Origin of the sequence: Streptomyces sp. NPDC053750 (assembly GCF_044544295.1) — a bacterium.
Taxonomy (GTDB): domain Bacteria; phylum Actinomycetota; class Actinomycetes; order Streptomycetales; family Streptomycetaceae; genus Streptomyces.
Genome location: NZ_JBITXB010000012.1, coordinates 64,863 through 89,716, shown reverse-complemented (window position 1 = coordinate 89,716; position 24,854 = coordinate 64,863). Strand labels below are relative to the sequence as shown.

Genomic DNA, 24,854 nt, shown 5'->3' with positions numbered 1-24,854 from the left:
CGGCACCAGGGGCGGCCACCATGGTGGCGCGGCTCACCCTCCCGGAGGGCCGGATCCCGGCGGGATCACTCCTCCAGGTCCGGCAGCCGTGCCGGGGCGGGGCAGATGCGGTCGCCGTGCTGGTCGAAGACGAACAGGTGGGCGAGGTCGACGAGAAGAGGAACCTGCATGCCGTGCCGGAGGTGGATGTCGGGTGTGGTCCGGACGATCAGGTCGCCGGGCAGGCGGCCGTCGGGGGCGGCGACCGCGGGGCCCGCAGGCTCCTCCGGGTCGTCCAGGACCACCACCGGCCCGGCGCGCAGGGCACCCGCCCGCTCCTTCAGGCGCTCCAGGACGGTGCCGTCGCGGCGCCGGCGCCTCGCCGGGCGGGCACCGGGCCGCGGAGCCTCCAGGTCGGGCACGACGGCCGGCTGCGAACCGGTGTTGAAGTGGACGAGGACCTCGTGCCCCTGGAACTCGACGTGCTCGACCAGGCCGGTGAGCAGCACCTCGCCCGGACGGGCGGAGGCGGGCTCCCCGATCCGGACGGCCTCCGAACGCAGCCCCACGATCACCTCCCGGCCCTGCTGGACACGGAGCAACTGGTGGTCCAGGGAGAGCGGTTCGGGCAGCCGCAGGTACTGCTTGCCCAGGCTGACGGTCATCGCCCCGTCGAGCGGCGCACGGACGAGGCCGCGCAGCAGGTTGATGCGCGGGGTGCCGATGAAGGCGGCGACGAAGACGTTGCGCGGCAGGGCGTACACGGCGCGCGGGGTGTCCACCTGCTGGAGCACGCCGCCGCGCAGCACGGCCACGCGGTCGCCCAGGGACATCGCCTCGGACTGGTCGTGGGTGACGTAGACCGTGGTGACGCCCAGTTCCCGGGTCAGCCTGGTGATCTCGGCGCGCAGATGGTTGCGGAGCTTGGCGTCGAGGTTGGACAGCGGTTCGTCCATCAGGAAGACGGTGGGGTGACGGGCGATGGCCCGGCCCATGGCGACGCGCTGGCGTTCGCCGCCGGAGAGCTGGGCGGGGAAGCGGTCGAGGAGGTCCTCGATGCCCAGCATGCGGGCGGTGGCGTCCACGCGGGGGCGGTGGTCGGCCTGCGGGTCCTCGATGCGCAGCGGGAAGCCGATGTTCCCGCGGGTCGTCATGTTGGGATACAGGGCGAAGTTCTGGAAGACCATCGCCATGCGGCGCTCGGCGGGCAGCAGGTCGTTGGCGTACGCGCCGTCCAGCAGCAGCCGGCCGTCGGTGATCTCCTCCAGGCCGGCGATCATGCGCAGCACGGTGGACTTGCCGCACCCGGAGGGGCCGAGCAGGACGAGGAACTCGCCGGGCGCGATGTCCAGCGACAGCCGGTCCACCACGCGGACGCCTCGCGCGTAGGTCTTGCTCACGTCGTGCAGGGAGATGGCGCGTGTCATGGGAGGTGCCCCCGGGGGCTCACTGAGCGCTGGTGCTCCGCGGTCGGACGCCCACGTGCGGGTCGTACGGGGCGCGTGAGTCACGGAAGTTAACGGACCGTGCGCGGCCGGGGGAAGACACTGGACCGAATCCTGGTGCAACCGTCCGAATGGCGAGAAAGCGGACGGCCGGATTCAGGGCGCGGGACGTCTCACGAGGTGATCGGCGACCCGTGCCTCAGTCGTCCGAGCCGCCGCGGTTCCGGTTCCCGCCGGAGCGGCCGGACGCACGCACCAGTTCGCCGGCCAGCAGGGTCGCCTTCGCCACCGCACGCGTCCAGGGCGGGCCGCCCCGGGCCGCCCACACGACGCAGACGCACCCGCCGACGGCGAGGACCAGGACTCCGACCAGAACGATCACGACCACGCTCATCCCCCTTGCTTGCCGACCCGGTCCCTTGTCGCCGGCGCCGTGCGCGTCATCCTGCCAGCCCGTCAGGCACCTTCTCGCACCGCCCGCCCCCAGCGGGCCGCCCCCGACAGGCCGCCCGGCCGCGGCTATCGCGGCGTGCGGCGCAGCGGGCGCGAGCGGCGGGGTGTGTCCTCGGTGGGCGGGGAGTCGTCGGCCGGGCGGGCGGACGGGGAGCGCAGGGCGACTCCCGAGGAGAGCAGGAGCAGCACCCCGAGCATCACGAACGGCGCGGCCACACCCGCGACCCCGGCGATCAGGCCCGCCGCGGCGGGCGCGGCGACCTGGCCGAGGCGGTTGCCGGTCAGGCGCAGGGCGAGGGCGGTGGAGCGGGCCTCGTCGGGGGCCGCCTGGACGACGGTCGTCATGGACAGCGGCTGGCCGACGCCGAGGCAGAAGCCGAGGACCACCAGCATCAGCGCGAGCACCCACACGGGCACCGGCAGCGCGACACCCGCGCACAGCAGGGCGGCCAGCAGACAGGTGACGGTGAGCAGGGCGGTGCGGCCGAGCAGCCGGAGCAGGGGCGTGAGCACCAGCCGGCAGGCGATGGTGGCCGCCGCGCGCAGGCTGAGCAGGACGCCGATCACGGCCGGGGAGATGCCCCGGTGCTCGCCGACCACCGGCAGGTAGGCGGTGAGGATGTCGGTCGCGGACAGCACCGACAGGCTGATCAGGATGCCCGCGGGCACGCCCCGGGCGCGCAGGATGCTCCCCACGGGGACGCGCGCGCCCCGTTCCGTACGGGATTTCGCGGCCGCCGGGTGCTCTATGCGCCACAGCGAGGTGAACGCCACGGCCGCGCCCGCGCCGGCCACCACCAGCGCGAGGGCGCTGCTGCCGGCCATGTCCCGGCCGCCGATCAGCGCGCCCGCCGCGATGGGCCCGATCAGCTGGCCGAGCGAGGCGCCGATGGTGAAGTGGCCGAAGTTGCGGTCCTGTTCGTGCGGCGCGGACTGGCGGGCCACCAGCGACTGGGCGCCGATGACGAAGCAGAGGTGGCCGAGGCCCATGACGCCGCTCCACAGCGCCATCGTCCACAGGGACCCGGCGATGCCGCTCAGCGCGCAGCCGCCGGCGATGAGCACCACGCCGACGGGCAGCAGCGGCGCGCAGCGGCCGTGGTCGGTGCGGCGGCCGAGCGGGACGGCGGCGAACAGCGGCAGCAGCGCGTACACCCCGGCGATGACGCCGATCGCCCGTTCGTCCGCGCCCAGCGCGAGGGCCCGGTAGGAGACGGCGGGCCGGGCCATCGACACCGCCCCCTGCGCGAAGCCGAAGGCGATGACGAGGCGGAGCAGCCAGCCGCGGTTCCCACCGGGCACCATGATCGTGTCCTCCCAGGTAGATCAGATGATGCCGAACAGGATGCCCGCTCCGAGGACGACCAGGCAGGTGAGGGCGGCCCACTTCACCACGAACCGCGTGTGGTCGCCGAACTCGACCTTGGCCATGCCGACCAGGACGTACACGGCCGGCACCAGCGGGCTGGACATGTGCAGCGGCTGGCCGACGATGGACGCGCGGGCGATCTCCAGCGTGGACACGCCGTGCGCCTGGCCGGCCTCGGCGAGCACGGGCAGGACGCCGAAGTAGAAGCCGTCGTTGGACATGAAGTAGGTGAGCGGCAGGCTCAGCAGGCCGGTGACCAGGCCCATGTGCGGGCCCATGCCGTCGGGGATGGTGTCCACGAGCCAGTTGGCCATGTGGTCGACCATGCCGGTGCCGGTGAGGACGCCGGTGAAGACGGCGGCGGCGAAGACCATCCCGGAGACGTTGAGGACGTTGTCGGCGTGGGCCGCGATCCGGGCCTTCTGGTCGGGGATGTGCGGGAAGTTGACGGTCAGCGCGAGTGCGGCGCCGAGCAGGAACAGCACCGGGATCGGCAGCAGCTCCATGATCATGGCGGTGAGCAGGGCGACCGTGAGCAGCGCGTTGAACCAGTACAGCTTGGGGCGCAGGGTGTCCCGGTTCGGGTCGAGGCCCTGGAATTCTTCGTCGGACTCGCCGTCCTGGGCGGCGGCGAGGTCACCGGACCCGCCGGTGCCCGCGGCACCCCCGGACGCCTTGCCCGCACCGGCACCGGAGACCGAACCCGCACCCGACGCCGAACCGGCACCCGCACCCGCACCCGCACCGACCAGCACCGTCTCGCTCTCCGGCTCCCGCGCCAGCGCCTCGTCCAGCGTGAGCGTGCCCACCCGCCGGCGCTCGCGCAGACCGAGCACGTACGCCAGGACAAGGACGGCCAGCAGACCGACGGCCAGCGCGGGGATCATCGGGACGAAGATGTCGGTGGCGTCGACCTTCAGCGCGGTCGCGGCCCGGGCGGTGGGGCCGCCCCAGGGCAGGGTGTTCATCACGCCGTTGGCCATGGCGGCGACACCGGTCATCACGACCAGGCTCATCTTCAGCCGCTTGTACAGCGGGTACATCGCCGAGACGGTGATCATGAAGGTGGTGGAGCCGTCACCGTCCAGCGAGACGATCGCGGCGAGCAGGGCCGTACCGACGACGATCCGCATCGGATCGGCCTTGCAGAACTTAAGGATGGCCCGGACGATCGGGTCGAAGAGCCCGACGTCGATCATCACCCCGAAGTAGACGATCGCGAACATGAGCATCGCCGCGGTGGGGGCGAGGCTGGACACGCCGTCGATGACGTAGTCGCCGAGGTGGGCGCCCTTGCCGACGAACACGCAGAACAGCGCGGGAATCAGCACGAGCGCCGCGATCGGCGACATCTTCTTCATCATGATCAGGACCAGGAAGGTCGCGATCATGGCGAAGCCGAGGATGGTCAGCATGTATGGATACCTAACGTTCGCCCTTGAACATCCCACCGGGGCAGGCGGTGCGACGACGTTAGGTGCCGCGAAGCAGCGTTAACAAGATGTTGACACGCGAGCAATAAGCGCAAAACTCCAGGTCACAGCTTTGCGCCGGTCAAAGGCCTGAGCTTTACGGGTACGCCGTTGAGGACCGCGTTGCCCGAGAGCGGGTCCAGCAGGGTGCCGTCCAGCAGCTGGTTGACGTTGACACCGGGGTCGGTGGCGGCGTGGGTGAGGCGGGTGCCGGGCCGGTCGTGGCCCCAGCCGTGCGGGAGGCTGACCACACCGGGCCGGACGGCGTCGGTGACCTCGGCGGGGGCGGTCACCTCTCCCCCGGCGCCCTTGACGCGCACGGGTTCCCCGCTTCGCACGCCGAGCCGTTCGGCGTCGTCGGGGTGGAGGTGCAGGGTGCAGCGGTTGGAGCCGCCGGTGAGCGCCGGGACATTGTGCATCCAGCTGTTGTTGGACCGCAGGTGGCGGCGGCCGACGAGGACGAGTCCGTCGGGGCGCTCGGCCAGGGCCTGCCTCAGGCGCGGCAGGTCGTCGGCGATCGGCCCCGGCAGCAGCTCCACCTTTCCGCTGCGGGTCCTCAGCGGCTGCGGCAGGCGCGGGCGCAGCGGGCCGAGGTCGATGCCGTGCGGGTGCGCGAGCAACCGCTCCAGGGTCAGCCCGTCGGGTCGTACGCCGAAGCCGTCGCCGTAGGGGCCGAGGCGCAGCATCATGTCGAGCCGTCGCTCGGGGCCGTTGTCGCCGGTGAGCCGTGCGGTCAGTTCGCCCGGGTCGCGGCCGTGCACGGGTGAGTGCGGGTCCCGCACCGCCTTGCCGAGGGTCTGCTCGATCACCATGGCGTCGACCGCGGCCGGGTCGGCGCCGTGCATGCCGGTGGCGGCCAGGGTCAGGCGGGCCAGGATCTCGGTCTCGGCCATGCGGCCGGGCTCCAGGGGGACGGCGGGCCGGGTGTAGCGGACCTGGTTGCGCACGGCGAGGGTGTTGAAGGCGAAGTCGTGGTGCGGGCTCTGGGCCGGCGGGGGCGGCGGCAGGACGACGTGGGCGTGGCGCGAGGTCTCGTTGAGGTACGGGTCGACGCTCACCATGAAGTCGAGCGAGCCCAGCGCCTTGTCGAGCCGGTCGCCGTCGGGCGCGGACAGGACGGGGTTGGCGGCGACGGTGATCAGCGCGCGCACCGGCGCCCCCTCGGCGGTGGCGGTGTCGATCTCCTCGGCGAGGGCGGACAGGGGCAGTTCCCCCTTGGCCTCGGGATGCCCGCTCACCCGGGAGCGCCAGCGGCCCAGCGCGAAGCCGCGGCCGGGCCCGGCGGGGCGGGGCGTCCTGTCGGTGGCCGCCTGGGGGAAGAGAGCACCGCCGGGGCGGTCGAGGTTGCCGGTGAGGATGTTGAGGACGTCCACGAGCCAGCTGGCGAGGGTGCCGTGCGGGACGGTGCAGCTGCCGATGCGGCCGTAGACGGCGGCGGTGGGAGCGGCGGCGAGTTCGCGGGCGAGGGCGCGCGTCACGCCCGCGTCCACGTCGCAGGCGGCGGCGACGGACTCCGGGGTGAAGTCGCGTACGGCGTCGGCGAGTTCCGTGACCCCTTCGACGTGCGGGGCGAGCGCGCCGAGGTCCACCAGGTCCTCTTCGAAGAGTACGTGGGCCATCGCGGCCAGCAGCAGCGCGTCGGTGCCGGGGCAGATCGCCACGTGCCGGTCGGCGAGCTTGGCCGTGCGGGTGCGGCGCGGGTCGATGACGGTGAGGGTGCCGCCGCGGGCCCTGAGGGCCTTGAGGCGGCCGGGGAAGTCGGGTGCGGTGCACAGGCTGCCGTTGGACTCCAGCGGGTTGGCGCCGATGAGGAGCAGGTGGTCGGTGCGGTCGAGGTCGGGCACGGGGATGGCGTTCGCGTCACCGAAGAGGAGTCCGCTGGAGACGTGCTTGGGCATCTGGTCGACCGTCGACGCCGTGAAGAGGCTCCGGGTGCCGAGGGCGCCGAGCAGGACGTTCGGGTAGAGCGCGCCGGCCATGGTGTGCACGTTGGGGTTGCCGAGCACGACGCCGACGGCGTGTGGCCCGTACTGCTCCACGACCGGCCGGATGCCCGTGGCGACCGCGTCGAACGCCTCCTGCCAGGTCGCCTCGCGCAGCTCGCCGTCCCTGCGCACCAAGGGGCCGCGCAGCCGGTCGGGGTCGGAGTCGACGGCACCGAAGGAGGCGCCCTTGGGGCAGATGAACCCGCGGCTGAAGACGTCGTCGCGATCGCCGCGGGCGGCGGTGACCGTGGCGCCCTCGAGGGTGAGGGTCAGGCCGCAGGTGGCCTCGCACAAGGGGCAGATACGCAGGGCGGTGCGGGACACGGGTCCTCCCGGAGGCGGCGGCGGTGACGCACGGACGTGGAACCTCGCGGCGAGCATACCGACCGGTAGGCATGTTGGGGAGCCCCTGCGGACGGGCCGTACGGCAGCGGACCGCACCGGCCCGCCCCGTCAGTCCAGCACCCGCCCCAGATACGCCCGCAACAACTCACGGGCCTCCTCGATGATCCTTTCGTCACCGTCCGGCGCGACCCGGAAGGCGAGCTGCACGAGGGTGTCGGCGGTCTCCACGGCTACGAGGAAGGCGCGGCGGAGGTCGTCGTCGGGACGGCGGCCGAGGTAGCCGCAGATCAACTCGGTGAGCCGGTCGGCGACGCGGTGGTTGGGCACGACGTGACGGCCGCCGACCGGGATCTGGTTGCCGAAGTCGATCAGGGAGAAGCCGGCCGCGGTCCGCTTCATGGCCAGGTACTCGTCGAGCACCGCGTCCAGCGCCCCGCGCCAGCCCCCGTCGCCCGCCTCGGTCAGCCGCTCGGTCACGCGCTCCGCGTAGCGCTCCAGGTTGCGCTGGGCCAGCGCGTCGGCCATCTGCCGCTTGTTGCCGAAGAAGCGGTACACCGACCCGATGGGGACGTCCGCGCGCAGGGCCACGGCCCGGGTGCTCAGGGCGTCGTAGCCGACCTCGTCGAGGAGGTCGGCGCAGGCGTCGAGGATCCTGGTCAGTCGTTCGGCACTGCGCCGCTGCACGGGGGCACGGCGGAGCGAGGTCGCGTGGGACACGGTGCTCATGATGCCCTCCCGCCGCCGTCCGGTGAACTGTGACCTCGAGTACGGGAACGGGGGGCGGATCGACTCACCGGGCGCCCATGGGCCGGGGTTCCCGCCCCTTCGCGGCACCTCACGGCTCGGCGACCTCGCCCTGCTGCGCGATCTCCCCCGGCTCCGCGGTCCCCGTCGGCTCCGGGTCGGACGCCGTGAGGTCCGCCGTGCTCTCGACGGGCTCGCCGTCCACGGCCCAGACGGTGCCGTCGTCGGCGTACAGGCGGACCGTGACCTGGTGCGTGCCGCGCGGCACGAGGCCGGCGGGGAGGCGGTACTCCGGGCCGTGCAGGCGGGTGACGAGGTCGCCGTCGAGGAAGAGGTGGGCGACGCCGCGGCCGGCCACCGCCTTCGCCTCCGCGTCGGACGGCGAGAAGCGGAAGTCGCGGACGGTCAGACGGACGTCCCAGCCGTCGTCGGCCTCGGGCTGCACCTCGATCCCGACCTCGGGCGCCCGCTCGGCGTCCACCTCCCGGTAGCGCCGGCCCTCCTCGTCGGTGTCGTCGAGCAGCCTTCCCACCGGCGTGGCCGAATCCCCGGCCTCCGGTTCACCCCCGTCACTGGAGCCGCAGCCCGCGGGTCCGGTCAGCAGCAGGACACAGACCGCGAGCGCGGCGAGCACTCCCCGCGTCCACGACATGACGCGAGACTAGAACACGGGTCCGACAGTCCGGATCCCCCGGGGGTCTGGTTCCGGTCATCCTCCCGGGGGATGACCGACCTCTTGCGCGCGCGAAACCGCAATCCTACGGTGTCCCATAGGAATCGGGTGGGAATCGGGTTGCGAGGGAGCGATCAATGAGCGGGGACGCGCGGAAGACCGCGGAGGGGCTGGCCTACCTGTCCGGCTTCGGCAACGAGCACAGCTCGCAGGCCGTTCCGGGCGCACTGCCCGAGGGCCGCAACTCGCCGCAGCGGGCGCCGCTGGGCCTGTACGCGGAGCAGCTGAGCGGCACGGCGTTCACGGAGCCGAGGGCGGAGAACCGGCGCTCGTGGCTGTACCGGATCCGCCCCTCGGCCGCCCACCCGGCGTTCACCCGCACGGCCAACGGCGCGATCCGCACGGCGCCCTTCACCCAGGCCGTGCCGGACCCGAACCGGCTCCGGTGGAACCCGCTGCCCGAGCCCGAGGCCGGGACGGACTTCGTCGCGGGCCTGTGGACGCTCGGCGGCAACGGCGACGTCACCCAGCGCAGTGGCATGGCCGTGCACCTGTACCACGCCACGGCCTCCATGGAGCGCGTCTTCAGCGACGCCGACGGCGAGTTGCTGATCATCCCGGAGCGCGGCGGCCTGCTGCTGCGCACGGAGTTCGGGCTGCTGCACGCCGAGCCGGGCCATGTGGCGCTGATCCCGCGCGGCGTCCGCTTCCGCGTCGAACTCCTCGACGCGGACGCCCGCGGCTACGTCTGCGAGAACTACGGCGCCCCCTTCCGCCTCCCCGACCTCGGCCCGATCGGCGCCAACGGGCTGGCCAACGCCCGGGACTTCCTGGCACCGGTCGCGGCCTACGAGGACACCGAGGGCCCGGTCGAGGTGGTCAACAAGTTCTGCGGCAACCTCTGGACGGCCGTGTACGACCACTCCCCGCTCGACGTGGTCGCCTGGCACGGCAACCATGTGCCGTACCTCTACGACCTGCGCCGATTCAATGTCCTCGGCACCATCTCCTACGACCACCCGGACCCGTCGATCTTCACGGTGCTGACCTCCCCGTCGGACACCCCCGGCCTCGCGGGCGTCGACTTCGTGGTCTTCGCGCCGCGCTGGCTGGTGGGCGAGGACACCTTCCGGCCGCCGTACTTCCACCGGAACGTGATGAGCGAGTACATGGGCCTGATCGAGGGCGCCTACGACGCCAAGGCCGAGGGCTTCGTGCCCGGCGGCGGCTCGCTGCACAACATGATGTCGGCGCACGGCCCGGACCGGGAGACCTTCGACCGGGCGAGCGCCGCCGAGCTGAAGCCCCAGCGGATCGAGGACGGGCTGGCCTTCATGTTCGAGACGCGGTGGCCGGTGACCCTCACGCCCCAGGCGGCCCGCGCCGAACACCTGCAGCAGGGCTACGACGACGTCTGGCAGGGCCTGCAGCGTCACTTCCGCCCCTTGCACTGAGCATTCCCGACCGGTACGGATGGCCCCGTGACCTCCTTCGCCCCGGACTCCATCGTCCTGAACCGCAAGCTGCCGCTCTGGTACCAGGTGTCGCAGTCGCTGCGCGCGTCGATACTCGGCCGCTCGCCCAGGGACCCGCTGCGCCTGCCCACGGAGGAGCAGTTGGCCGGCCACTACGGGGTGAGCGTGCTGACCATGCGGCAGGCGCTGAAGGAGCTGGAGGACGAGGGGCTGATCACCCGCCATCGCCGACGCGGCACGTTCATCGAGCCGGACGCCCGGCGTGGTTCCCCGGTGCGGCTGCTGGGCTCGGTGGACGCGATCGTGGCCCAGCAGTCCGGCATGAAGGCCGAGCTGCTGGACCACGGGACCGGCCCGGTGCCGCCCGGACTCGCCGAGTACTTCCCGGAGTTCGCGGAGGTGGCGACGTACCACCGGCTGCGCTGCGACGAGAAGACGGGCGAACCCACCAACCACGCCCGCAACTACGTCCGTCCCGAGGTCGCCGCCCGGATCGACGTGGACGACCTGGCCCGCTGGCCGATGACCAAGGTGCTGCGGGACGTGGTGGGCATGGACATCAGCCGGATCACGGACACCGTGGAGGCCCGGCTCGCCGACCCGGAGACGGCGCGGCTGCTCCAGGTCCCGCTGCTCAGCCCGATCCTGCACTACACGGGCATCACCTACGACCCGGCGGGGCGGGTGCTGGACGTGGCGGTCATCCACTACCGGGGTGACCGTTTCTCCTTCACGGTCACCCTGGATGCCACCTGAGGCCGCGGCGGGCCGTCGTACGATGCCCAGCGTGACGCACGACGACGCTCCGCCGCTGGCGGACCTCATGCCGTGGTCCGTCGCACCGCCGCGGCTCGGCCGGGGGTGGCCGACGGCCCCCGACGCGGCATCCCTGAAGACCCGCTGGGACACCCTGGTGAAGGCCGAGGGACCCGATCGCGAGGCCCTGTTCGAACCGACCCGCTCGCGCACGCTCCACACGGCGGTCGGGCAGCTGCCGGGCGGATCCGGCGGCACGGAGCGGCTGGTGCGCACCTCGGGCCCGTGCCCGGAGCCGGTCCGCGTGCTGCGCGCGCCCTTCGACGAGCAGTGGCTGATTCCCGACCATCGGCTGATCGACGCGGCCCGTCCGGAGCTGTGGCGGGTGGCGGACGAACGGCAGGTCTTCGTGGTGGAGGCGCCCGACGCCGCCGGCCCTCCCCTGCTTCTGGCGACCTCGCGGCTGCCGTTCATCGGCGGCGCCCGGGTCCGCCCGCTGTACCGGCGTCCCGGCGGCGCGGAGCCCAACCTGGCCCCCGGTCTCCTCGATCATCTGGCCGCCCGGCTCGGGCGCCGTCCCGACCCGGTGGACGTGCTGGCCTGGGCGGTGACGGCCGTGCGGCCCGGCTCCGTGGTCCCGCTCACCGCGGACCCGGCCCAGTGGGAGCACGGCGTCGAGCTGGGCCGGCGTGCCCTGTGGCTGATGCGCCGCGACGGTGAGCGCCCCAAGCTGCCCGGCGGCCGCCGCCCCTACGTCCGCGCCCCGCTGCCGCCGCGCCCGCTGACCCTGCGCTACGACCGGGACGAGGAGGCGCTCCTCCTCGACGAGGGGCGCGTCTCCCCCGTGCCGCCGGGCGCCTGGGACTTCGAGGTGGGCGGGGTCCGGGTGCTGGAGCAGTGGTTCGCGGCCCGCACCTCCGAGGGCGGGCCGGGCACGCTGGCGGCGATCCGCCCGGCCGGCTGGCCGCAGACGTGGACGTCGGAGCTGCTGGAACTGATCACCGTCCTCGCCCTGCTCGCCGAACTCCGGCCGCAGTGGAGGGAGTCGGCGGGGACGGCGGTGACGGCTGAGATCACGGCGACCGAGCTGCGGGAGGCGGGCGTACTGCCGGTGCCTTCGGCGGCCCGGGGACCGGCCTCCGTCCTGGACGGGCAGGAGGAAGGTCCCGAGGGGCAGTTGGCGCTGCTGTAGGGCCCTGGACTTCCCAGGCGTGTCGGCTCGGGCGTGTCGGCTCAGGCGAATCCGTTCAGCACCCGCGTCAGCGCCCGCTCGAAGACCGCCTCCAGGTCGATCGGGCCGGCGTCCTCCGCGAAGGACGCCGCCAGCCGCGGATAGGCGCCGCTCGCGATCTGCCGGCCCAGGTAGCCGATCCGCGCCGCGTTCTCCTGCTCCTGGGACCAGGGCAGCGAGCGGGTGCGTTCGGCGGTGGCGAGTTCATTGGCGACGTAGGTCGTGACGACCCCGTTCACCATCGCGATCAGCTCCATCTTCGTGCCGTAGGGCGCCTCGAAGGAGTCGAGGCAGGCCAGGCAGTGCTCCAGGAAGCGCAGGGCGTTGGGGCTGAATCCGTAGACCGGGGACATCAGACGGGGCAGCCAGGTGTGGCGGTGCATCAGCGCACGGGTCCGGTGGGCGACCCGGATCATGTCGGCGCGCCAGTCGCCGCTCGGCTCCCACAGCTCGTGCTCTCCGCTGACGGCGTCCATCATCAGCTCGTACAGGTCCTCCTTGCGGGGGACGTAGTTGTAGAGCGACATGGTCCCGCAGCCCAGCTCGCCGGCGACGCGGCGCATCGAGACCGCGTCCAGGCCCTCGGCGTCCGCGATCCGCACCGCGGCGGCGGCGATGTCGGCGCGGGTGTACGCCGGCTTCGGCCCCCGGCCGGTGCGCTCGGGGCGCGCCCAGATCACTTCGGGTACGGCCGCTCGGCCCGCCATCGTCATCACCTCGGCCACCATCCTAGTTACGTACAGCGTACGTAGTGCGCTATGGTCGACCCATGACTACTACGTACGCAGTACTTAGTGAGGGTCTGGAGAAGCGCTTCGGCGAGGTGCACGCGCTGCGCGGGCTGGATCTGGCGGTGGCCGAGGGCACGGTGTGCGGGCTGCTCGGGCCCAACGGGGCGGGCAAGACCACGGCGGTGCGCCTGCTGACCACGTTGCTGCGGCCGGACGCGGGTTCGGCACGGGTCGCAGGGCACGACCTCGTCCGCGAGGCCGCCGCCGTCCGGCGCCGGATCGGTGTCACGGGGCAGTACGCGTCGGTGGACGGGGACCTCACCGGGCGCCAGAACCTGCGGCTGTTCGCCCGGCTGCACCGGGTGCGGGACGCCTCGGCGCGCGCCGCCGAGCTGCTCGACCGCTTCGCGCTGACCGACGCCGCCGACCGGCCCGCGTCCACCCTGTCGGGCGGCATGCGGCGGCGTCTCGACCTGGCGGCGAGCCTGATCCGCCGGCCCGAGGTGCTGTTCCTGGACGAGCCGACGACCGGACTCGACCCGGCCAGCCGGAACCAGATCTGGGACGCCGTGCGCGCCCTGAAGGAGGACGGCACCACCGTGCTGCTCACCACGCAGTACCTGGAGGAGGCCGACCGCCTCGCCGACGACATCGCCCTGGTGGACCGGGGCCGGGTCGCGCACACGGGATCGCCGGCCGAGCTCAAGGCGCTGGTCGGGGCGCACGCGGAGGCCGTCGTCGCGGACGCGGACGCCATGGCGCGGGCGGCGGCGGTCCTCGACCGGCTCACCGGCGCCGAGCCGACGCTCGACCACGAGCGCCGCGCCGTCGGCGCGGTGAGCACGGACCCGACCCTGACCCTCCCGCGCCTGGTGCGCGAACTCGACGCGGCCGGCGTGCACCTGGTGGACGCGAGCCTGCGCCCGCCGACCCTCGACGACGTCTTCCTCCGCCTCACCGGTGACAACAAGGAGCTTGTGGCATGAGCACGGTGGCCTACGACCTGGCCCACGACGGCACCGCGATGCTGGGGCGCCAGCTGCGCCGGATGCGGAACAACCCGGGGCTGCTGATCCTCACCCAGACCATGCCGGTCACCATGCTGCTGTTCTTCGGCTACGTCTTCGGCAGCGCGCTGGCGATGCCCGGCGCCGAGTACCGGTCGTTCCTGGTGCCGGGCCTGCTGGTGGCGACGGCCGCGAACGGCCTGATGACGGGCATGTTCCAGGCCGCGCAGGACACACACCGGGGCGTGACGGACCGCCTGCGCACCCTGCCGGTGAGCCGGGCGGCGGTGCCGCTCGGACAGGCGGTCGCGGATGTGCTCGTCACCGCCGCCGGGACGGTGCCCTTCCTTCTGGTCGGGCTCGCGGTGGGCTGGCGGGTGGAGGGTGGCGTGCTCGGCGCGGTGGGTGCCGTGGGGCTGTTGCTGCTGTTCCGGTTCGCGACGACGTGGATCGGCATCTTCCTGGGACTGCTCACCCGGAATGAGGAGGCCGCCGGTCAACTGGGCGGCGCGACCTTCATCCTGCCGCTGCTGTCCAACGCGTACATCCCGACCGAGGGGATGCCGGGCTGGCTGCGCACGGTCGCCGAGTGGAATCCGATCAGCGCGGTGTCCACGGCGCTGCGGGACCTCTTCGGCAACGCACCCGTGCCGGAAGGGGCCGCCTGGCCGGTGGCGCATCCCGTCGCGGGGTCGCTGGCCTGGTGCGCGGTACTGCTGGCGGTGTTCGTCCCGCTCGCGGTACGCCGGTACGCGCACGGGGAGCGCTGAGCGGGCCCGAAGGCGTCACCGCCGGGTGGGGAGGGCGGGACGGGGCGCGGGGGGACGCGCGTAGACAGGGGTACGAGGACGGCCGTACGGAGACGGTGTGCGGGGAATACCCGCGCTCGGGGGCACACCGGGGCGCCGCTGCGTGCCGTGGGGATGACGGACGAGTGCGCGGCGCCGCGCCGGGACGGTGTGACCGCCGGGGCGCGGGCCTCAGTTGCCGCCGAACAGCGAGCGGCGCAGTCGGCGCAGCGGCGCGAACAGCGAGACCCGGCGCACCCTGGCGCCCCTGCTGCTGCGCTTGTGCGCGGGCTCACGCGCGGTCAGCTCACGCATCAGCGACGTCGCCTCCACCGTCTCCCGCTGCGGGAGGGCAGGCCCTCCGAGCACCGCGAGATGGCGGTCGAGACGAGAGCTGGTCGCGCTGCTCCCGCAGGTGATCGCAGGAACCCTTGCCCTGCTGCGCACTGTTATCTGTTCCATGTCACTCCCCACCCGTACGAGTCCACCCGGCCCGGGCAGGGTAACCCTATCGCCCCGGTACGGCATGCGTGTATCGCGGTCACAGGATTCACCTTCCCCGTAAGGGTGTTGACGATTACTCTCCGAATCCAACAGATTCCAGGGAGAGTTGGACAACCGGCCTGCTCGTCGGGCGGGCCGATCCCCCGCCGGGCTCGACCGTCACCGCCAGTGACGCCGCCGAGGGGTTCAGACCGGAGGCGATCAGGGGCGTGTCGCCGTCGAAGAGCCCGAGGGAGCGCGGCCCGGCGCCGGGGCGCACGAGCCACAGTTGGTGCACGCGGTCGCCGGCCGGCTCGCCGTACCCGCTCAGGGTGACGACCGCGCGCCCCTCGGATACGGAAGCGACCACTCCGATGCCGCGCCCCCGGTCGTCCTCGCCGCTCGTCGCACGGGCGTCCGGAGCGGCGAGAACGTGGGCGATCTCACGTGCCCGGTCCCGCGCGGTGTCCAGTTCGTCCCGCATCCGGTTCGCCTGCACGGCGAAGAGCGAGGCGACCACGAGGGCCGCGGCGGCGGTCGCGGTGGCGAACGGCACGTACAGGGGGCGCGGCCGGGAAGCGCGGGAGCGCTCCGGCGGCGACTGCACGCCGCCCCACACATGGGCCGGCAGCCGCCGCACGGGCCCGCGCCCGGGCACCGGCTCCTGCGGTGTGGTGCGTACGGCGGCCAGGACGCGCTCGCGCAGGGCGGCCGGCGCCGGGGCGGCCGTGGACCAGGCCAGCCGGACGGCGTCCTCGGACAGCGCCCGCACCTCGGCGGCGCAGCCCTCGCACCGCGCCAGGTGCCGCTCGAAGCGGACCCGTTCGGCGCCGTCGAGGGCGTCCAGGGCGTAGGGGGCGGCGAGCGAGTGGAGGTCGCCGCGGCGCGGCAGCCGGCCGAAGGGGCTCATGCGGCATCTCCCAGGCAGTCGCGCAGGCGGTTGAGTCCGTCCCTCATCCGTGTCTTGACCGTGCCCAGCGGGAGGGAGAGGCGCTCGGCCACCTCCCGGTAGGTGTAGCCGTCGTAGTAGGCGAGGGTGACCGACTGGCGCTGCAGGGCGGTCAGCCGGTCCAGGCAGCGGCGCACCCACTCGCGTTCGAGACCGGCCTCGACCTCCTCCGCGACCTGGTCGAAGGCGGGGTGGTGGGCGCGCCGGGCCTCGCGCTGCTCGCGTTCGCCGGCCGCACGGGCGCTGCGCACCCGGTCGACGGCGCGGCGGTGGGCGACGGTGAGGATCCAGGACAGGGCGCTTCCCCGGCGCGGGTCGAACCGGGCGGCGGACCGCCAGAGTTCGAGCAGCACCTCCTGCGCCACCTCCTCCGACTGGGCGGGGTCGCGCACCACGCGCCGCACGAGTCCGAACACCGGGCCGGACACCAGCCCGTACAGCTCCTCGAAGGCCTGCTGGTCGCCGTCCGCCACGAGCATCAGCAGCTCGTCCACCTCCACCCGGTCCCCCTTCCGCGGGCCGCGCCCGGCCCGTCGACGTCACCGCCGGGCGCGCGCGACGGCCCGCCCTCGGGAGGACTTACGGATCGGCGGGCGGAAAACGCGGGTCGGCCGGTTCCTCGGGTCCGGATTGCTGTTCAGGGGGCGGCATTCGCTCTCGGCTGAGCTACTTTGGGGAGGAATGAGGTGACCGCCGCCCGGCAGGCGGGAATTGTCGGACAGGCCCAAAGGGGGCGCCGGTGTTCGAGGAACCCGGCAATGAGCGTGTGCTCGCCGGCCGCTACCGTCTGCTGTCCCCTCTCGGCGAGGGTGGCATGGGCACGGTGTGGCGCGCCCGCGACGAGGTGCTGCACCGTGAGGTCGCCGTCAAGGAGGTGCGCGCGCCCGCCGGGCTGCCGGACGCCGACGTGCAACGGATGTACGCCCGGCTGGAGCACGAGGCGTGGGCCGCCGCCCGGGTCGCCCACCCCAACGTGGTCACGGTGTACGACGTGGCCACCGACGGCGACCGGCCCTGGATCGTGATGGAGCTGGTCCGGGGACTGTCGCTGGCCGATCTGCTGGAGGCCGAGGGCCCGCTCGCACCACGGCGCGCCGCGCACATCGGCGCCGAAGTGCTGGCCGCCCTGCGGGCCGCGCACGCGGCCGGGGTGCTGCACCGGGACGTGAAGCCGGCCAACGTCCTGCTGGCGAACGACGGCCGGGTGGTGCTCACCGACTTCGGGATCGCCAGGGTCGAGGGCAGCTCCGCGCTCACCATGACCGGCGAGGTCGTCGGCTCGCCCGAGTTCCTCGCCCCGGAACGGGCGCTGGGCCGCACGCCCGGCCCCGAGTCCGACCTGTGGTCCCTGGGCGTACTGCTGTACGCGGCGGTCGAGGGCGCCTCGCCGTTCCGTCAGGACACGCCGCTCAGCACCCTGCGGGCGATCGTCGACGAGGAGTTGCCGCCGCCGCACCGGGCCGGTGCGCTCGCGCCCGTGATCGAGGGTCTGCTGCGCAAGGATCCGGCCGAGCGGCTGCCGGCCGAACGGGCCGAGCGGGAGCTGCGGCTCGTGGGGGCCGGCGGCAGCCCCGCTGCGGGGGACACATCCCGTGCGGCCGGCGCGTACGCCCCGACGGTCGCGGGCCACCCCGGGCCGGCGGCCTCGCCGACACCCCCGGTGCCCGGGCCCGCGACGACGGTCACGACCGGGCCCGCACCCGGCACCCGGGACCGGCGCGCGCGGGCCGTGCTGGTCCTGGGGCTGGCCGCGCTCGCGCTGGCGCTGGCCGGACTGACGTACGCGCTGCTGAACCGCTCGGACGGCGGTGGCGGCACGGAGGGTTCGGGCGGGAGCGCGGGCCCGGGGGCGAGTTCCGCCGCACCGAGCCGGACCGGGCGCAGTGAGGAACCGAGCCCGTCGGCCTCCTCCGACGGCCACAGCCCGGGGAGCAGTCCGCCGCCGCAGTCGGTGAAGGTGTCCGTGGCGGGCTCGCACACCGATTACACGGGGCCCTGTCCCCCGCCGCACGACCGGGCGCCCGCCTTCACCGCGACGTTCACCGTGGGGCGACTGCCCGCGCAGGTCGGCTACCGCTGGGTGTCGGAGGACGGGTCGGTCTCCGACCCCGGCTGGCGGACGCTGTCCTTCCCCGCCGACGGTGACCGCTCGGCGAAGGACACCGTCGTGGTGACGACGAACGGCGACAACGGCACGTTCGCCGGCACCGTGCGCGTGGAGGTGCGGGCCCCGGTGGAGGCCACGTCCAACGCGGTGGCGTTCTCCGTGTCCTGCGAGGCCGGGTCGGGGACGGAGACCCCGACGGGCGGGGCCTCCTCCCACACCTCTTCTCCTTCTCCTTCCTCTTCTCCTTCCGCTTCGGGTCAGGCTGCGCTGTTGAGGACCGGCAGGTAGCCGCCGGACTGGCCGGCCGCGGTCGGGTGGTACGACTCGCCGATGTTGAGCCAGTTCACGCTGTGCAGCCAGGAGCTGCCGGAGCAGATCTCGTGGCCGGTGAAGGGGGAACGCACGTCGCCGAAGGTGAAACCGTGGTCGGCGGCGCGCTTGGCGATCGCGGTGTTGAGGTGGTCGGACGCGTCGTTGATCGCCTTCCGCTTGGTCTCGGAGAGGCCGACGCAGGAGGTGCCGAGCCGGTAGAAGCGCGGGTAGCCGATGACGACGACGTGGGCGCCCGGCGCCCTGGTGCGGATCGCCGAGTAGACGCTGTCGAGGTTGCCGGGCAGCGTCGAGTCGACGTACGCCTTCGCGGTGGCGATCCGCGACAGGCAGGCGCTGTCGGACTGGAGCACACAGGTCGTCATGACGTCGGCGAAGCCCGCGTCGTTGCCGCCGACGCTGATCGAGACCAGGCCGGTGGAGGAGTTGAGCGGGCCGAGCTGTCCGGCGAGAACATCACCCGTACGGGCGCCGGAACAGGCGGTGAAGTCGAACGTCGAGGGTGAATGGGCGGCGGCCCACAGGTACGGGTGGGCCTTCGTGCTGCGCTTGCAGTCGCCGCTGGAGCCGATGTAGCTGCCCGCTCCGACACCGGAGGAGTAGGAGTCGCCGAGCGCCACGTAGCCGCCGGACGCGACGGGTTGGGCGGCCTGTGCGGTCGCGGCCCCGGTGAGGGCGGTGCCGGCGGCGAGGAGGAGTGAACTCAGGAAGCCGACAAGTCGGGAACGTCTCATGGAACCTCCCTTTAGCAGGATCTCTGCGTCAACCGTGGTAGCAGCTACGCGTGTTGACAGGAAGTGTCCATGCCAAGATTTGGCTGACGGTCGTTCAAAATCGGACGAAAACCGCTGGGAACACCAGTGCCGTCTTGACGGTCCAAGGCGAGCTGCGTCACATTGAGGCCCGGCATCTTGGGCTTCGGGGGGCAAAGCGGAACGGTCCGGGGGACCGACACCGCGGCACAAGCCCCTTCAAGAAGAACGGATGACGGCAAACCAACAAAAACGTGAGACCTGACTCCAGGTCTTGCCATACGGGTTCAATCGTCAATACCGTCATACATCTCCCGCATCGGTACGTCGGCAAGCGGCTCAGGGGAGGGCTCGAGGCCGCGGCGGACCGGGGCGGGACGCGCGGTAGGGGGGTGCCGTGCTCGGTGACCGCATCGGTGACCGGGCCGTGCCGCGCGGTCGGTTGCCGTTTCCTTCCGGCGCCGACAGGCTTTGCCAGCTCACCGGGCACGCACGGAGACACAACCCGTCGCGCCGTGGGTGAGAACCCCCCTTTCGAACCGGATACAGAGCCGGACCGCCCCTGGGGCGGGCGGTCCGCCGGACGAGAGGGACCAGACTCATGAGCTCAGTTCTGCAGCCGGCGTCGACGGGCAGCGATCCGTCGTCCGACCCGTCATCCGACCCGTCGTCGGCCGAGAAGTACCGGCCCGTCTCCTCGCACCTGGCGATAGCGCCGCCGGTGAGCGTGGTGATACCCGCCATGAACGAGGCGGAGAACCTTCCCTACGTCTTCAAGACGCTGCCCGACTGGATCCACGAGGTCGTCCTCGTGGACGGCAACTCCACCGACAACACCGTCGAGGTCGCCCGGGAGCTGTGGCCGGACGTCAAGGTCGTCGAGCAGCGCGGCAAGGGCAAGGGAGACGCGCTGATCACCGGCTTCAAGGCGTGCACCGGGGACATCATCGTGATGGTCGACGCCGACGGTTCGGCCGACGGCCAGGAGATCGTGTCGTACGTCTCCGCCCTGGTGTCCGGCGCGGACTTCGCCAAGGGCTCCCGCTTCGCCAACGGCGGCGGCACCGACGACATGACCTTCATCCGCAAGCTCGGCAACCGCGCCCTGTGCGCGGTTGTCAACCGGAAGTTCGGCGCCCGCTACACCGACCTGTGCTACGGCTACAACGCCTTCTGGCGCCACTGCCTGGACAAGATCGACCTCGACTGCACCGGCTTCGAGGTGGAGACCCTGATGAACATCCGGGTCGTCAAGGCCGGCCTGAAGGTGCAGGAGATCCCCAGCCACGAGTACCTGCGCATCCACGGCGTCAGCAACCTGCGGGCGGTGCGGGACGGGCTGCGGGTGCTCAGAGTGATCCTGGACGAGCGGTCCAACCGGCGTGCGCTGCGCAGCCGTACGCACTCGCCGACGCTGGCCTCGGTGACCCCGGTCAGCCCGGTCGTCCCGGTCCGGAGGAAGGCGTCTTGAGCGGTTCCGACGCCTCCCTCACGATCTCGGTCGTGATCTGCGTCTACACCGAGGACCGCTGGGAGGACATCCTCGCGGCGGTCTCCTCGGTGCGGGCACAGTCCCACCCGGCCCGGGAGACGCTGCTGGTCGTCGACCACAACACGGCGCTGAGAGACCGGCTGTTGAAGGAGTACAAGGAGCAGCAGGACGTGCGGGTGCTCGCCAACGCGGGCCCCCGCGGTCTGTCCGCCGGCCGCAACACCGGCATCGCGGCCTCGCGCGGGGAGGTGATCGCCTTCCTCGACGACGACGCCGTGGCCGAGCGCGACTGGCTGCGGCACTTCGCCGAGGGGTACACCGACCCGCGCGTCATGGCCGTCGGCGGGCGCACGGTGCCCATCTGGGCGTCGGGGCGTCGGCCGGCCTGGTTCCCCGAGGAGTTCGACTGGGTGGTGGGCTGCACGTACCGCGGCCTGCCGCCCGGCCGGGTCCGGGTGCGCAACGTGCTGGGCGGCAACGCCTCCTTCCGGCGCGAGGCCTTCGACGCCGCGGGGGGCTTCGCCACCGGCATCGGACGCGACGGCGACAAGCGTCCGCTGGGCTGCGAGGAGACCGAGCTGTGCATCCGGCTCTCCCGCGCCCGGCCCGACGCGGTGCTCCTGATCGACGACCGGGCGGTGATCCACCACCGGGTGCCCGAGGCGCGCGAGCACTTCGGCTACTTCAGCACCCGCGCCTACGCCGAGGGTCTGTCCAAGGCCCTGGTGGCGCGCAGCGTCGGCGCCGCCAAGGGTCTCGAGTCCGAACGCCGGTACGCCACCCGCGTGCTGCCGGCCGGTGTGGTGCGCGGTCTGCGCGACGCCGTGCTGGCCCGGCCGGGCGGCGCGGGCCGGGCGGGCGCGATCGTCGCCGGGGTGCTGACGACGGCGGGCGGCTATGTGGTGGGCAGCGTACGGGCGCGGCGGGGCGGCACCAGGTTCACCGTGGCGCCCGTCGAGGGGGGCGCGCATGGCTGACGCCCACGGGCACGAGGGGTACGACGCGCGGGTGCCGGTCCTCATGTACCACGCGGTCGCGGCCGCTCCGAACGACGCCACCCGCGCGCTGTCGGTGTCCCCCGAGGCGTTCGCCGAGCAGATGGCGGCGATCGCCGACCGGGGCCGCACCCCGATCGGCACGGCGGAGCTGGCCGCCGCCTGGCGCGGCGGGCGCCCGCTGCCGAAGCGGCCCGTCCTCATCACCTTCGACGACGGTTACGAGGGCGTGCACCGGCACGCCCTGCCCGTCCTCGCCAAGCACGGCTTCCCGGCCACCCTGTTCGTCTCGACCGGCTGGCTGCGCGGCCCGTACGACACCGGGGGCGCCCTGGACACCATGCTCGACTGGGACCAGGTCCGCGAACTGGCCGCCGCCGGCGTGGAGATCGGCGGGCACAGCCACACGCATCCACAGCTCGACCAGCTCGACCGGGAGCGCCTGCGGTTCGAACTGATCCACTGCAAGGAGATCATCGCGGACCAGCTGGGCACCGTACCGGCCTCGTTCGCGTATCCCTACGGCTACTCCGACCGCCGGGTGCGGCAGGCGGTGCGCGAGACGGGGTACGCGCAGGCGCTCGCCGTCGGCAACGGCCTGGCGCGCCGCGCCCAGGGGCCGTACGCCCTGCGCCGGGTCACCGTGCGCCGCAGCACGGGGCCGGACGAGTTCGCCCGGCTGGTCGAGGGCCGGGCGATCGCCCGTACCTTCGTCCGGGACCGGGCCCTCACCAAGGGGTACGCCGTGCTCCGCAGGACACGGCAGGCGCGGGTGCGGACACGGGGGCGGGTGCCGGGGGCCGGTGCCTGAATCTCCGGCCGCCCCTCGTCCCGTGCGCTCTGCGTCGGGTGCGCCGTGTGCGTCGTGTGCGCCCGGGAAACCGGGTGCACACGGCGTGCGGGTGCCGGATCATGGCGGCATGTCCGTGAACCCGCACGACGCCCTGCCGATCCGGCTCAACGTGGACGACAGCGACTCCCCCTCCGATGTCGTCGACGCGCTGTTCCTCGGCCGTTTCGCCACGGGCGAGCAGCCGTTCGCACACGCGGCCAACATCGACCGCGTACGGTCCGGTGCCACGCTGCTGCCGCCCGGCGCGCGCGTGCTGCGGGTGGCCCGCGACGACGACCGCAGTGCGACGCTGGCGGAGGGCGAGGGCTGGACGCTGCTGATCTCGCGCTGGAGCCGGGGCGCCGACGTCACGGTCACGGCGACCACCGCCGACCTCGCCGAGAAGGTGCTCGGCGACGCGACGGACGGCGCGGCGGACGAGCCCGAGCCGCAGCCGGAGAACGTCACGATGGGCTTCTGGTACGTCTCCCCACGGCGCGGCCCGCACCGCACCACCCGGCAGATCGCGGCGGGCACCTGGGACGAGGTGCGGGCCAACTACACGGCGCCGGTGGCGGACGCGATGGACCGCCTGATGAAGACCACGCCCGAGGACATCGCGGGCCGGCTGCTCCTCCTGCACGGCCCCCCGGGCACCGGCAAGACCTCGGCGCTGCGCACCCTGGCCCGCTCCTGGCGGGACTGGTGCCAGGTGGACTGCGTCCTGGACCCGGAGCGGCTCTTCTCCGACGTCGGCTATCTGATGGACATCGCCATCGGCGAGGAGGACGCCACGGGCAAGGGCCGCTGGCGGCTCCTGCTGCTGGAGGACTGCGACGAGCTGATCCGCGGCGAGGCCAAGCACACGGCGGGCCAGGCACTCTCCCGGCTGCTGAACCTCACCGACGGGCTCCTGGGCCAGGGCCGGAACGTGCTGGTCGGCGTCACGACCAACGAGGACCTGGAGCGTCTCCACCCCGCCGTCGTCCGCCCCGGCCGCTGCCTCGCCCGTATCGAGGTCGGCCCACTGACCCGCCGGGAGGCGATGGACTGGCTCGGCGCCGACGCCGCGGGCCGGGAGGAAGCCGTGGGCCGCGAGGGCGCCACGCTGGCGGAGCTGTACGCGCTGCGCCGCGGCACCTCGCCGACCACGCTGCCCCAGCCGCGGGACGGGGCGGAGGCGGGGCTCTACCTGTAGGTGCTGTGATCTGCTCGTAGCTGCTTTGATGGGGATATGACCCTGTTCGTCGGCACGTCGGGCTGGCAGTACCGGGACTGGCGGGAGGCCCTCTACCCGCCCGGTCTGCCCGTCCGGCTCTGGCTGGAGCGGTACGCGGCCGACTTCGCGACGGTCGAGATCAACAACGCCTTCTACCGGCTGCCGACGCGGGAGACGTTCGCGGCGTGGCGGGAGCGGGTGCCGGCGGACTTCGTGGTCGCGGTGAAGGCGAGCCGCTACCTCACCCACATCAAGCGGCTGCGGGACCCGCAGGAGCCGGTCGACCGCCTGATGACCCACGCGGCCGGCCTGGGCGACCGCCTCGGTCCGGTCCTGCTCCAACTGCCGCCCACGCTGCGCGGCGACGCGGATCTGTTGGACGCCTGCCTCGCCTGCTTCCCGCCCGGCACACGGGTCGCGGTGGAACCCCGGCACGATTCCTGGTGGACGCCCGAGGTACGGGACGTCCTCACCTCCCGGGGGGCGGCCCTGTGCTGGGCGGACGTCCGGGCCCGCCCGGTCGCTCCACTGTGGCGCACCGCGGACTGGGGGTACGTCCGCTTCCACGAGGGGCGAGCCGCGGCGTGGCCGCAGTACGGCCGCCGCTCCCTGGCGACGTGGGTCGACCGCATCGCCGCCACCTGGCCGGACGACCACGACGTGTTCGCGTACTTCAACAACGACCCGAACGCGGCGGCCGTACGGGACGCACAGGTCTTCGCCCGACTGGCGCGCACGTTGCATCTGACGGTCACCCGAACGCCGTCAGGGGCGCGGGGCTGAGACGTTGTGCGGCTTCGCCGCGCGGACGCGCCCGGCCACAACGAACCCGCAGCCGGGACCCGGGCCCCGCCAAAACTGCGCTCAGTCCCCGTAAGCCGCCCGCAGGGCATCCCGCACGGCGCTCAGGGCGTCGGCCTCCGTGAGCCCGAGCCGCCGGGCCCGCTCGGCGTACACCTGCGCGGCGGACGCCAACTCCCGCTCCGCCGCGGAGCCCGCGGCCGCGACGAACGTGCCGTTGCGCCCCCGCGTCTCGATCACCCCGTCCCCCTCCAGCGCGCGGTAGGCCTTGGCGACCGTGTTCGCGGCGAGCCCCAGGGACTCGGCCAGCCCGCGCACCGTCGGCAGCCGGTAGCCGACCGGCAGCGCGCCCGACCGCGCCTGTTCGGAGATCTGCGCGCGCACCTGCTCGTAGGGCGGCGTGCCGTCGTCGATATGGATCTTCAAGGTCACGCGGTGATT

At 73.1% G+C, this 24,854-nt stretch carries 24 protein-coding genes; 11 read left to right on the top strand and 13 right to left on the bottom strand.

The window, feature by feature from the left end:
- Positions 1 to 65: 65 nt before the first annotated feature.
- The 7 genes from ACIGO6_RS29300 to ACIGO6_RS29270 all read right to left on the bottom strand — a co-directional run bounded on the left by ACIGO6_RS29300 (position 66) and on the right by ACIGO6_RS29270 (position 8,444).
- Positions 66 to 1,406 carry an ABC transporter ATP-binding protein gene (locus ACIGO6_RS29300; protein ID WP_399881536.1) on the bottom strand — a complete coding sequence of 447 codons (1,341 nt, stop codon included), beginning with the start codon at positions 1,404 to 1,406 and terminating at the stop codon, positions 66 to 68.
- A 217-nt stretch (positions 1,407 to 1,623) separates the two neighbouring features.
- A complete protein-coding gene (locus tag ACIGO6_RS29295) occupies positions 1,624 to 1,818 on the bottom strand; it encodes a hypothetical protein (protein WP_399881534.1) in 195 nt (64 codons plus the stop codon).
- Positions 1,819 to 1,943: 125 nt separating this feature from the next.
- On the bottom strand, positions 1,944 to 3,182 hold the full coding sequence (locus ACIGO6_RS29290; protein WP_399881532.1) for an MFS transporter: 1,239 nt from the start codon (positions 3,180 to 3,182) through the stop codon (positions 1,944 to 1,946).
- Positions 3,183 to 3,203: 21 nt separating this feature from the next.
- Positions 3,204 to 4,661: a CitMHS family transporter gene (locus tag ACIGO6_RS29285; protein WP_399881530.1), complete on the bottom strand. Its 1,458-nt coding sequence runs from the start codon at positions 4,659 to 4,661 to the stop codon at positions 3,204 to 3,206.
- 122 nt (positions 4,662 to 4,783) lie between these two features.
- Positions 4,784 to 7,027, bottom strand: a complete 2,244-nt coding sequence (locus ACIGO6_RS29280; protein ID WP_399881528.1) for a molybdopterin oxidoreductase family protein — start codon at positions 7,025 to 7,027, stop codon at positions 4,784 to 4,786.
- Positions 7,028 to 7,156: 129 nt separating this feature from the next.
- Entirely contained in the window at positions 7,157 to 7,774 is a 618-nt protein-coding gene (locus ACIGO6_RS29275) for a TetR family transcriptional regulator (protein WP_399881526.1), read from the bottom strand.
- A 109-nt stretch (positions 7,775 to 7,883) separates the two neighbouring features.
- The gene (locus tag ACIGO6_RS29270) at positions 7,884 to 8,444 is read right to left on the bottom strand and encodes a hypothetical protein (protein WP_399881524.1); all 561 of its coding nucleotides are present in this window, start codon (positions 8,442 to 8,444) and stop codon (positions 7,884 to 7,886) included.
- A 158-nt stretch (positions 8,445 to 8,602) separates the two neighbouring features.
- Between ACIGO6_RS29270 and hmgA the strand changes: the two genes are divergently transcribed.
- From hmgA to ACIGO6_RS29255, 3 genes are read left to right on the top strand one after another with little or no spacing between them, the layout of a single operon-like run.
- Positions 8,603 to 9,919, top strand: coding sequence for a homogentisate 1,2-dioxygenase (gene hmgA, locus ACIGO6_RS29265; RefSeq protein WP_399881522.1), 1,317 nt, complete (start codon positions 8,603 to 8,605; stop codon positions 9,917 to 9,919).
- A gap of 27 nt (positions 9,920 to 9,946) precedes the next feature.
- Complete coding sequence (locus tag ACIGO6_RS29260) at positions 9,947 to 10,696, top strand: GntR family transcriptional regulator (RefSeq protein ID WP_399881520.1); 750 nt, start codon at positions 9,947 to 9,949, stop codon at positions 10,694 to 10,696.
- Positions 10,697 to 10,718: 22 nt separating this feature from the next.
- Positions 10,719 to 11,888 carry a type ISP restriction/modification enzyme gene (locus ACIGO6_RS29255; RefSeq protein ID WP_399881518.1) on the top strand — a complete coding sequence of 390 codons (1,170 nt, stop codon included), beginning with the start codon at positions 10,719 to 10,721 and terminating at the stop codon, positions 11,886 to 11,888.
- 41 nt (positions 11,889 to 11,929) lie between these two features.
- Here ACIGO6_RS29255 and ACIGO6_RS29250 read toward each other — a convergent pair whose 3' ends face one another.
- Positions 11,930 to 12,634 carry a TetR/AcrR family transcriptional regulator C-terminal domain-containing protein gene (locus ACIGO6_RS29250; protein ID WP_399881516.1) on the bottom strand — a complete coding sequence of 235 codons (705 nt, stop codon included), beginning with the start codon at positions 12,632 to 12,634 and terminating at the stop codon, positions 11,930 to 11,932.
- Between the two features lie 62 nt (positions 12,635 to 12,696).
- On the opposite strand from ACIGO6_RS29250, the gene ACIGO6_RS29245 reads away from it, so the two are divergent.
- Positions 12,697 to 13,644 (top strand): ATP-binding cassette domain-containing protein, encoded by a 948-nt coding sequence (locus tag ACIGO6_RS29245; RefSeq protein ID WP_399881514.1) that lies wholly within the window; start codon positions 12,697 to 12,699, stop codon positions 13,642 to 13,644.
- Complete coding sequence (locus ACIGO6_RS29240; protein WP_399881512.1) at positions 13,641 to 14,435, top strand: ABC transporter permease; 795 nt, start codon at positions 13,641 to 13,643, stop codon at positions 14,433 to 14,435. The genes ACIGO6_RS29245 and ACIGO6_RS29240 overlap by 4 nt, the downstream gene beginning before the upstream one ends.
- 210 nt (positions 14,436 to 14,645) lie before the next feature.
- On the opposite strand, the gene ACIGO6_RS29235 is transcribed toward ACIGO6_RS29240, so the two are convergent.
- From ACIGO6_RS29235 to ACIGO6_RS29225, 3 genes are all read right to left on the bottom strand, one after another.
- A complete protein-coding gene (locus ACIGO6_RS29235) occupies positions 14,646 to 14,915 on the bottom strand; it encodes a hypothetical protein (protein WP_055416136.1) in 270 nt (89 codons plus the stop codon).
- Between the two features lie 115 nt (positions 14,916 to 15,030).
- Entirely contained in the window at positions 15,031 to 15,846 is an 816-nt protein-coding gene (locus ACIGO6_RS29230) for an anti-sigma factor domain-containing protein (protein WP_399881510.1), read from the bottom strand.
- A complete protein-coding gene (locus ACIGO6_RS29225; RefSeq protein WP_399881508.1) occupies positions 15,843 to 16,385 on the bottom strand; it encodes a sigma-70 family RNA polymerase sigma factor in 543 nt (180 codons plus the stop codon). The genes ACIGO6_RS29230 and ACIGO6_RS29225 overlap by 4 nt, the downstream gene beginning before the upstream one ends.
- A 239-nt stretch (positions 16,386 to 16,624) precedes the next feature.
- On the opposite strand from ACIGO6_RS29225, the gene ACIGO6_RS29220 reads away from it, so the two are divergent.
- Positions 16,625 to 18,280, top strand: coding sequence for a protein kinase (locus ACIGO6_RS29220; protein WP_399881506.1), 1,656 nt, complete (start codon positions 16,625 to 16,627; stop codon positions 18,278 to 18,280).
- Here the strand turns inward: ACIGO6_RS29220 and ACIGO6_RS29215 are convergent.
- Positions 18,250 to 19,056 carry an SGNH/GDSL hydrolase family protein gene (locus ACIGO6_RS29215; protein ID WP_399881504.1) on the bottom strand — a complete coding sequence of 269 codons (807 nt, stop codon included), beginning with the start codon at positions 19,054 to 19,056 and terminating at the stop codon, positions 18,250 to 18,252. The two genes, ACIGO6_RS29220 and ACIGO6_RS29215, sit on opposite strands and share 31 nt — an antisense overlap.
- A 619-nt stretch (positions 19,057 to 19,675) precedes the next feature.
- Here ACIGO6_RS29215 and ACIGO6_RS29210 point away from each other — a divergent pair.
- The 5 genes from ACIGO6_RS29210 to ACIGO6_RS29190 all read left to right on the top strand — a co-directional run bounded on the left by ACIGO6_RS29210 (position 19,676) and on the right by ACIGO6_RS29190 (position 24,395).
- Positions 19,676 to 20,545, top strand: coding sequence for a glycosyltransferase family 2 protein (locus ACIGO6_RS29210; protein ID WP_399881502.1), 870 nt, complete (start codon positions 19,676 to 19,678; stop codon positions 20,543 to 20,545).
- A complete protein-coding gene (locus tag ACIGO6_RS29205) occupies positions 20,542 to 21,543 on the top strand; it encodes a glycosyltransferase family 2 protein (RefSeq protein ID WP_399881500.1) in 1,002 nt (333 codons plus the stop codon). Before ACIGO6_RS29210 ends, ACIGO6_RS29205 begins: the two co-directional genes overlap by 4 nt.
- Positions 21,536 to 22,372, top strand: a complete 837-nt coding sequence (locus tag ACIGO6_RS29200) for a polysaccharide deacetylase family protein (protein WP_399881498.1) — start codon at positions 21,536 to 21,538, stop codon at positions 22,370 to 22,372. Before ACIGO6_RS29205 ends, ACIGO6_RS29200 begins: the two co-directional genes overlap by 8 nt.
- A gap of 109 nt (positions 22,373 to 22,481) precedes the next feature.
- A complete protein-coding gene (locus tag ACIGO6_RS29195; RefSeq protein ID WP_399881496.1) occupies positions 22,482 to 23,591 on the top strand; it encodes a DUF5925 domain-containing protein in 1,110 nt (369 codons plus the stop codon).
- 36 nt (positions 23,592 to 23,627) lie between these two features.
- Complete coding sequence (locus ACIGO6_RS29190) at positions 23,628 to 24,395, top strand: DUF72 domain-containing protein (protein ID WP_399881494.1); 768 nt, start codon at positions 23,628 to 23,630, stop codon at positions 24,393 to 24,395.
- Between the two features lie 81 nt (positions 24,396 to 24,476).
- Here ACIGO6_RS29190 and ACIGO6_RS29185 read toward each other — a convergent pair whose 3' ends face one another.
- A complete protein-coding gene (locus ACIGO6_RS29185; RefSeq protein WP_399881492.1) occupies positions 24,477 to 24,845 on the bottom strand; it encodes a GntR family transcriptional regulator in 369 nt (122 codons plus the stop codon).
- Positions 24,846 to 24,854 lie beyond the last annotated feature (9 nt).

Excerpts from the sequence above, each read along its gene's own strand:
- ACIGO6_RS29240 (WP_399881512.1), top strand. The coding sequence starts at position 13,641 with ATGAGCACGGTGGCCTACGACCTGGCCCACGACGGCACCGCGATGCTG.
- ACIGO6_RS29245 (WP_399881514.1), top strand. The coding sequence starts at position 12,697 with ATGACTACTACGTACGCAGTACTTAGTGAGGGTCTGGAGAAGCGCTTC.
- ACIGO6_RS29290 (WP_399881532.1), bottom strand. The coding sequence starts at position 3,182 with ATGGTGCCCGGTGGGAACCGCGGCTGGCTGCTCCGCCTCGTCATCGCC.
- ACIGO6_RS29295 (WP_399881534.1), bottom strand. The coding sequence starts at position 1,818 with ATGAGCGTGGTCGTGATCGTTCTGGTCGGAGTCCTGGTCCTCGCCGTC.
- ACIGO6_RS29210 (WP_399881502.1), top strand. The coding sequence starts at position 19,676 with ATGAGCTCAGTTCTGCAGCCGGCGTCGACGGGCAGCGATCCGTCGTCC.
- ACIGO6_RS29195 (WP_399881496.1), top strand. The coding sequence starts at position 22,482 with ATGTCCGTGAACCCGCACGACGCCCTGCCGATCCGGCTCAACGTGGAC.
- ACIGO6_RS29255 (WP_399881518.1), top strand. The coding sequence starts at position 10,719 with ATGCCCAGCGTGACGCACGACGACGCTCCGCCGCTGGCGGACCTCATG.
- ACIGO6_RS29250 (WP_399881516.1), bottom strand. The coding sequence starts at position 12,634 with ATGGCGGGCCGAGCGGCCGTACCCGAAGTGATCTGGGCGCGCCCCGAG.
- ACIGO6_RS29300 (WP_399881536.1), bottom strand. The coding sequence starts at position 1,406 with ATGACACGCGCCATCTCCCTGCACGACGTGAGCAAGACCTACGCGCGA.
- ACIGO6_RS29235 (WP_055416136.1), bottom strand. The coding sequence starts at position 14,915 with ATGGAACAGATAACAGTGCGCAGCAGGGCAAGGGTTCCTGCGATCACC.
- ACIGO6_RS29200 (WP_399881498.1), top strand. The coding sequence starts at position 21,536 with ATGGCTGACGCCCACGGGCACGAGGGGTACGACGCGCGGGTGCCGGTC.
- ACIGO6_RS29270 (WP_399881524.1), bottom strand. The coding sequence starts at position 8,444 with ATGTCGTGGACGCGGGGAGTGCTCGCCGCGCTCGCGGTCTGTGTCCTG.
- ACIGO6_RS29285 (WP_399881530.1), bottom strand. The coding sequence starts at position 4,661 with ATGCTGACCATCCTCGGCTTCGCCATGATCGCGACCTTCCTGGTCCTG.
- ACIGO6_RS29215 (WP_399881504.1), bottom strand. The coding sequence starts at position 19,056 with ATGAGACGTTCCCGACTTGTCGGCTTCCTGAGTTCACTCCTCCTCGCC.
- ACIGO6_RS29230 (WP_399881510.1), bottom strand. The coding sequence starts at position 15,846 with ATGAGCCCCTTCGGCCGGCTGCCGCGCCGCGGCGACCTCCACTCGCTC.
- hmgA (WP_399881522.1), top strand. The coding sequence starts at position 8,603 with ATGAGCGGGGACGCGCGGAAGACCGCGGAGGGGCTGGCCTACCTGTCC.
- ACIGO6_RS29190 (WP_399881494.1), top strand. The coding sequence starts at position 23,628 with ATGACCCTGTTCGTCGGCACGTCGGGCTGGCAGTACCGGGACTGGCGG.
- ACIGO6_RS29275 (WP_399881526.1), bottom strand. The coding sequence starts at position 7,774 with ATGAGCACCGTGTCCCACGCGACCTCGCTCCGCCGTGCCCCCGTGCAG.